Source organism: Parvibaculum sp., assembly GCF_049672805.1.
Taxonomy (GTDB): Bacteria; Pseudomonadota; Alphaproteobacteria; order Parvibaculales; family Parvibaculaceae; genus Parvibaculum.
Genome location: NZ_JBATWS010000015.1, coordinates 1 through 7062, shown reverse-complemented (window position 1 = coordinate 7062; position 7062 = coordinate 1). Strand labels below are relative to the sequence as shown.

The following is a 7062-nucleotide window of genomic DNA, read 5'->3' as shown; positions in this document are numbered from 1 at the left end:
GGGTATCACCGCCACGAGGGCAAAGGTGAGCCGGCGGTGCTTGGCAATCTGACGGGATATATTTCGGAGCGCGACCATGAGCGCGCTCTGGTGCTGGGCCTTGCGCTGCGCCTTGCCTTCACGCTCTCAGGCGCGACGACCCGCCTGCTGCCAAAGACCAAGTTTGAAATCACCAAGACCCATATCAGCCTTGTCGTGCCGAAGAAATATGAGGCATTGGTGGGCGAAGTCGTGACGAAGCGCCTCAACGCACTCTCTCGCGCGCTTGGCCGCAAAGGCGAGATCAGGATTGCCGGATAGGCCTAGCGGCCCTTCGTGTCGATCAGAACGATCTTCTTGCCCTTGGCGCCGATAGCTAGTTCGCCCCGCTTCAGGCGCAGCGCATCTTCCCCGAAAATCTCGCGCCGCCAGCCCTTCATCGCAGGCACATCCGCCTCCGCATGAGCGGCAATGAGTTCAAGGTCGCTCACATTGGCAACGAGTTTCTGCGCCACATCATGCTCTTCGCATTTCTGCTTGAGCAGCACTTTCAGAAGCTCGACCAGCGGGCCGACACCGGCAGGCAGGGGTTCCGGCCCCTCGACCACGGGAATATCTTCTTCCTTCATGGCAAGGCCACGCTCGATGGCTTCCATCAGGCTGGGGGCGAGGCGGCTGTTCGAGAAGCCCTTGGGCACGGCGCGCAGCGCGTCAAGGTCCGCGATGGTTTTCGGTATCTGCGTCGCGATCTCGTAAAGCGCGTCATCCTTCATGATGCGCGAGCGGGGGATATCCCGCTCCTGCGCCTGCCGCTCGCGCCAGGCCGCGATCTCGACAAGGACGGCAAGCCCGCGCTGGCCACGGAAGCGCATCTTGAGCCGCTTCCAGGCATTTTCCGGCCGCATTGCATAGGTGTTCGGGTCTTGCAGGACGGCCATTTCCTCAGCCACCCAATGCGCGCGCTTGGTCTGGGTCAGGCGCTTCGCCAACACCTCATAGATGGTCCGCAGATAGGTGACATCGGCCATCGCATATTGAAGCTGCTTCTCGGAGAGCGCCCGCCGGGACCAGTCCGTGAAACGGGAGGACTTGTCCACGCTGCCGCCCGCGAGCTTGCGGACTAGCGTTTCATAGCCGATGGAATCCCCGAAACCGCAGACCATGGCGGCGACCTGCGTGTCAAAAAGCGGGTCCGGGATGGTGTTTCCCTGATGGAAGAAGATTTCAATATCCTGCCGGGCCGCGTGAAAGACCTTCACGACCTTCCGGTTCCGCATCAGCTCATAGAAGGGAGCAAGGTCGATATCGGGTGCCAGCGGGTCGATGATGATTTCATCCTCGGGCCGGGGGCCGGCAAGCTGGATCAGGCAAAGGACGGGCCAGAAGGTCGAGTCCCGCATGAACTCCGTATCGACAGTCACATAGCCCGCCCCGGAAAGGCGATCACACGCCGCTTTCAGCGCTTCGTTGGTCGTAATAATTTCCATGCGCCGCTGTATAGCCGATCTCTGGGATGCTGTCGCGGAGAAGGCGGAGGACAACGCGGGCCCATTGCCCTTGACAATGGCCGTCGATCCATGCGCTTTTCCCGGTCGCCGGGGTGATAACTCTTATGTTACATAGTCCCGATTCGTCTTTGAATCTCAAGGCTTTATGACAATGACCCGTTTCCGCAGCCACACCTGTGGCGAGCTTCGCAAGTCGCATGTCGGCGAAACCGTCCGTCTTTCGGGCTGGGTTCATCGCAAACGCGACCACGGTGGCCTCCTTTTCATCGACCTGCGCGACAATTACGGGCTGACCCAGCTCGTCTTTGACCCGGACCGGGCCGAGGCCTTTGGCCTCGCTGAAAAGGTGCGCGCCGAATATGTGATCTCGCTGGAAGGTGAGGTCGTGGCGCGCTCGGCGGAAACGGTTAATCCCAACCTGCCGACGGGTGAGATCGAGATTGCCGTCACCTCTCTCGAAGTGCTGTCGGAGGCGCAGGACCTGCCGCTTCCCGTGTTCGGCGAGCCGGATTACCCGGAAGATATCCGGCTGACCTATCGCTTCCTCGACCTGCGCCGCGAGACGCTTCACAAGAACATTCTGCTCCGTTCCAGGATCATCGCGTCTATCCGTCGCCGCATGACGGAGGCAGGCTTCAATGAGTTCCAGACGCCGATCCTGACGGCTTCAAGCCCCGAAGGCGCGCGCGACTTTCTGGTGCCTTCGCGCATTCATCCGGGCAAGTTCTATGCGCTGCCGCAGGCGCCGCAGCAGTTCAAGCAGCTCATCATGGTGGCGGGCTTTGACCGCTATTTCCAGATTGCGCCCTGCTTCCGCGATGAAGATGCTCGCGCCGACCGTTCACCGGGCGAGTTCTATCAGCTCGATGTGGAAATGAGCTTCGTCGATCAGGACGATGTTTTCTCCGCCATTGAGCCGGTGCTGCACGGCCTCTTCGAAGAGTTTGCGAATGGCCGCAAGGTCTCGCCCTATCCCTTCATCCGCATCCCCTATGCGGAGGCGATCCGCAAATACGGCTCCGACAAACCGGACCTGCGCAACCCCATCGAGATGCAGAATGTCACCGACCATTTCCGTGGTTCGGGCTTCAAGGTCTTTGCGGGGATGATCGAGAAGGATCCGAAGGTCGAGGTCTGGGCGATCCCGGCGCCGACAGGCGGCAACCGCGCTTTCTGTGATCGCATGAATTCATGGGCGCAGGGCGAGGGGCAGCCGGGCCTTGGTTACATCTTCTTCCGCGAAGAAGGCGGCGTGCTCGAAGGGGCAGGTCCGGTGGCCAAGAATATCGGGCCGGAACGCACCGAAGCGATCCGCACCCAGCTTGGCCTCAAGGAAGGCGATGCCGTCTTCTTCGTGGCCGGTGTGCCCACGAAGTTTGCAAGCTTTGCCGGTCTCGCGCGCACGCGCGTCGGCACCGAGCTTGGCCTTGTGGAAGAGGGTGTCTTCAAGTTCTGCTGGATCGTGGACTTCCCCATGTTCGAGTGGAATGAGGAAGAGAAGAAGATCGACTTCTCGCACAATCCCTTCTCTATGCCGAACTATCCGCTCGACAAGTTCCTGCAACTTGGCCCGGATGATGAAGAGGAAATTCTCGGCATCACTGCCTTCCAGTACGACATTGTCTGCAATGGCGTGGAGCTTTCCTCCGGCGCGATCCGTAACCACAAGCCGGATGTGATGTACAAGGCCTTCGGCATTGCGGGCTATGACAAATCGGTGGTGGAGAGCAAGTTCGGCGGCATGCTGAACGCTTTCAAATATGGCGCCCCGCCGCATGGCGGTCTCGCCCCCGGTGTGGATCGTATGGTGATGTTGCTCGCAGGCGTCGAGAACCTGCGCGAAGTAACCATGTTCCCGATGAACCAGCAGGCGCAGGATCTGCTCATGCAGGCGCCCTCCGAAGTGGAGCCGAAGCAGCTCAAGGAACTCCACATCCGCGTGGTGCCGCCGCTGGAAAAGAAGAAGGAAGGCTGATTTTGCGTCAGCCCCGCCAGGCAAAAAGGGAAGGCTCAGGCCTTCCCTTTTTTCATGCCGTTGCCGTAACGCGCGTTACTGCGCCGGTGGAGGCGTTGTTTCCTCAAAGACAGGGATGGGCAGCGCATCAATCGGAATGATGATGCCGTTTGAGGCCGTAATGGCATCACCCGCCACATTGGCGCCGAACTCGGAATGGCCGTAGCGGATGGGGCTCTTCGTGCCATCAATCACCACCTTGCCGCGCTGGAGGGTGGTTGCCTCTGTCACCTTGCCCTCAAGGCTTGCCGGCGTGTGGCGGCCGCTCACGATCTGGTAGAGCAGGAGCGCGCGGGCATTTTCCTTCACGCTGGGGTTCTCGCCGGACAGCATGTCATCCACGCCGCCGGGCTGGTTGGCGAGCGCTTCATCCGTCGGTGCGAAAACGGTGATGTCGCCCGTGCTGTAGCGGAACTTCAGATCATTCGCCTCGATCATCTTCACAAGCATTGAGAACTGCGGATTGGCCTTCAATGTCTCATAGACATTGGCGGCAAAGGCCGGCGCGGAGACGACCGCGCTGATAGCCAGGGCCGCGATGAAAATACCGGTTCTTTTCATGTGTCTCCCTTTCAAATTCGCCAGAACTTTCCCCTCTGTGACCAGCTTATCTAGGTCGGCAATTTGTCGGGAATGCGACAATGAGCCCGGCGGCACCCTTTCCTCTGGAAACGGCTGGTTAACGACCTTTGGGTGACACTGACAGGGGCCCCGTCTGCATGGTGCGGGGGGAAGGGTATTAAGAATGTCGATGAGCCTCGTTAACCCGCAAACAGTGCCCCCGGCGGGAGACCTGACCGGACTTTCGCCGCATCTACTGGATGTGATGGCAAAGGCGTTTGCCATCGGCCAGTGGAGCTGGGATCGGGAGAGCGGTGAGCTTATCCTGCATTCGCCGGTGCTCGACGCCCATAATGTGCCGCGGAAGATGAACACCCTGAACCCGCTGCGCTCCCCGGCCATGGCGCATCTCCATGAATGGTTCACGCACTGCAGGCCCGGTGACGTGACATCGGCGAGCTTTACCCTGCGGGATGATCCGGTGGCTGTCCGCGTGCTCTGTCTGAGCTGCGATGAGGGCGGCGTCCGGGGGCTCGTGCAGGACCAGACATCGGAGAAGCTCGACACCGAGGAAGATCAGCGGTTCCGCATGGCGCTCATGGGTGCGGCGCATGGCATCGCACTGGTGGGCATTGATGGCCGCTGGCTACAGGTGAACGAGGCGCTCTGCCGGATGCTCAGCTATACGAAGGCCGAGTTTGCGGAGATTACCTTTCAGGACATCACACATCCCGAGGATCTCGAGGCTGATCTCGATCTGTTGCATGAATGTGTGGAAGGAAAGCGCGACACCTACCAGATGGAGAAGCGCTACATCCGCAAGGATGGAGAGGTCATCTGGGTGGATCTCGCTGTTGCCATTTTGCGCGCCGAAAACCACGAGCCGCTTTACTTCATTTCCCAGCTTCACGATGTGAGTGACCGCAAGCGCGCGGAAGAAGCGCTTGTTGCCGCGCGCGATGAAGCAAAGCGTGCAAGCGAGGTGAAGAGCGGCTTCCTCGCATCAATGAGCCATGAAATCCGTACACCGATGACGGGCGTCATGGGCATGCTCGACATGCTGGCGGAAAGTGGCGTTTCGGGCGATCAGCTTGAACTCATTAGTACCGCGCGTTCATCCGCCGAGATGTTGCTGTCGATCATCAATGATGTGCTCGACATGGCAAAGCTTGAAGCCGGGCGCGTTGAAATTGCGAGCAGGGATTTCCACGCCGAAACATTGCTCCGCACCGTTTGCGACATGATGGCGGGAAGGGCGAGTGACAAGGGGCTGCGCTTCAGCGCCGTGCTGCCGCTCTCGACGCGCATCTGGCTCAAGGGTGATCCTGACCGCATTTCGCAAATCCTGTTCAACATCATCGGCAATGCGGTGAAGTTTACGGAGAAGGGCGATATCTCCGTTTCTGCCGAAACCAAGACCACGGCTGAGGGCTTCAACTTCATTCTGAAGGTGAGTGACACAGGCCCCGGCATTCCGGTAGACAAGACCGAAAGCATCTTCCGCGAATTTGAACGCCTGAACCGCGAAACGGGTGCGCATATAGAGGGCACCGGGCTTGGTCTTGCCATCGTGTCGCGTCTTGTTGAGGCCATGGGCGGACAGATCGAGGTTGAAAGCGAAGTCGGACGGGGCTCGACTTTCACCGTCACGCTGCCGCTTCGCGCGGGCGCGGCACCTGCGGCGGCGATCACGCCCTCGGTGGAACCCGCCAAGCCCGCCGATGAAACGCCAGCTTCTGCCGGGACGCTTTCTGTTCTCGTTGTCGAGGATAATGCCGTGAACCGGAAGGTGATCGGCTCCGTGCTCGCCATTGCGGGGATTGAGCCCGTCTATGCTTTTGATGGCGCGGCGGCGCTTGAAGCGGTGAAGGATACCAGTTTTGATGTCATCTTCATGGATGTGATGATGCCCGTCATGGACGGCCTCACCGCCACGCGAAAGCTGAGAGAGATGGGCTATGCGAGACCGATCCTCGGCCTTACCGCCAATGCGATGGAACATCACCGCGAAGCCTGTTTCGAGGCGGGCATGGATGACCACATCGCAAAGCCCTTCCGCCCTGCGGATATTCTGACAGCACTGCAGAAACACGCAGGCCACCGCGCAGAGGCATAAACCAACAACACCGCATAAAAAAGGAGCGCAGAAGCGCTCCTTTTTCATATTGTGGAACCGCTGCTTGTCAGAAGGCTGCCGTGAAATTCAGTGTAAGTGCGTGCCCCGTGATCTCGTCCGCAGTGTTCGAACTGGTGTCGGTCCAGATATAACGATACTGAGCACCGACCTTCTTGCCATTGCCGAGATTCATGTCGAAACCAATATTGCCCTGAAGAGCGAGGTCATCGCTGTCGGTGCTGACGCCAACCGGCACGCCGCCCACCGCGTCCAGAGACAGTTGCGAGAAGGCCATACCGATACCCGCACCGATGTAAGGGTCGAAGGAGTTCCCGGCCATCGGGTGGAAATTGGCATTCACCATTGTCAGGAAAGAAGAGAGGTCACCATCCGCTGACACACTGCCGAGACCGGTGACAGAAATCGTATCGAAATCGGCTGTGAGATAGGTGAGCTCAGCTTCAACCGCAATTTGCGAGTTTATATTGTAGCCGACAGCACCGGAAACCACCCAGCCCGTGTCAAAGGAAATCTTGGAACCAGCCGCGGCTCCTTTGCCATCGACATCGTCGATGACAAGCGCGCCACCGGAAAGTCGGAAGTAAGTATTCCCCGAGCGTACCTCTTCAGCCATTGCAGGCGCAGTCATCGCGACAACCATGGCGGCAGTCGCAGCAAATTTTGTGAGATAGTTCATTTAGTCCCCCCAGATATAGTCCCAAAAGACCAGATTATGGGGAGAATAATCAACCGTCAACGGCAATGTGCGGAGGGTGCGCTGATGTACTTCAGCTACACCCGCTGGTTCCGCCGCATGTGTCGCATTTCAGGCAGGTGCCGTTCCTCACCATGGTGAAGTTGCCACATTCGCCGCAGGCCTCTCC

Annotated in this window: 6 protein-coding genes; 3 read left to right on the top strand and 3 right to left on the bottom strand. The window is 59.2% G+C overall.

Annotated features, from left to right (window positions below):
• Positions 1-300 (top strand): hypothetical protein (locus tag WBF74_RS00565; protein WP_424433779.1); only part of this gene is annotated, 300 nt, incomplete at its 5' end.
• Between the two features lie 2 nt (positions 301-302).
• On the opposite strand, the gene rnd is transcribed toward WBF74_RS00565, so the two are convergent.
• A complete protein-coding gene (rnd, locus tag WBF74_RS00560) occupies positions 303-1466 on the bottom strand; it encodes a ribonuclease D (RefSeq protein WP_424433777.1) in 1164 nt (387 codons plus the stop codon).
• 172 nt (positions 1467-1638) lie between these two features.
• Between rnd and aspS the strand changes: the two genes are divergently transcribed.
• A complete protein-coding gene (gene aspS / locus WBF74_RS00555) occupies positions 1639-3462 on the top strand; it encodes an aspartate--tRNA ligase (protein WP_424433775.1) in 1824 nt (607 codons plus the stop codon).
• Positions 3463-3537: 75 nt separating this feature from the next.
• Here the strand turns inward: aspS and WBF74_RS00550 are convergent, their stop codons facing one another.
• Entirely contained in the window at positions 3538-4062 is a 525-nt protein-coding gene (locus WBF74_RS00550) for a fasciclin domain-containing protein (RefSeq protein WP_424433773.1), read from the bottom strand.
• A 190-nt stretch (positions 4063-4252) separates the two neighbouring features.
• Here WBF74_RS00550 and WBF74_RS00545 point away from each other — a divergent pair, with 190 nt between their 5' ends.
• The gene (locus WBF74_RS00545; RefSeq protein WP_424433771.1) at positions 4253-6178 is read left to right on the top strand and encodes an ATP-binding protein; all 1926 of its coding nucleotides are present in this window, start codon (positions 4253-4255) and stop codon (positions 6176-6178) included.
• Between the two features lie 67 nt (positions 6179-6245).
• Here the strand turns inward: WBF74_RS00545 and WBF74_RS00540 are convergent, their stop codons facing one another.
• The gene (locus tag WBF74_RS00540) at positions 6246-6875 is read right to left on the bottom strand and encodes an OmpW family outer membrane protein (protein ID WP_424433769.1); all 630 of its coding nucleotides are present in this window, start codon (positions 6873-6875) and stop codon (positions 6246-6248) included.
• Between the last annotated feature and the right edge of the window lie 187 nt (positions 6876-7062).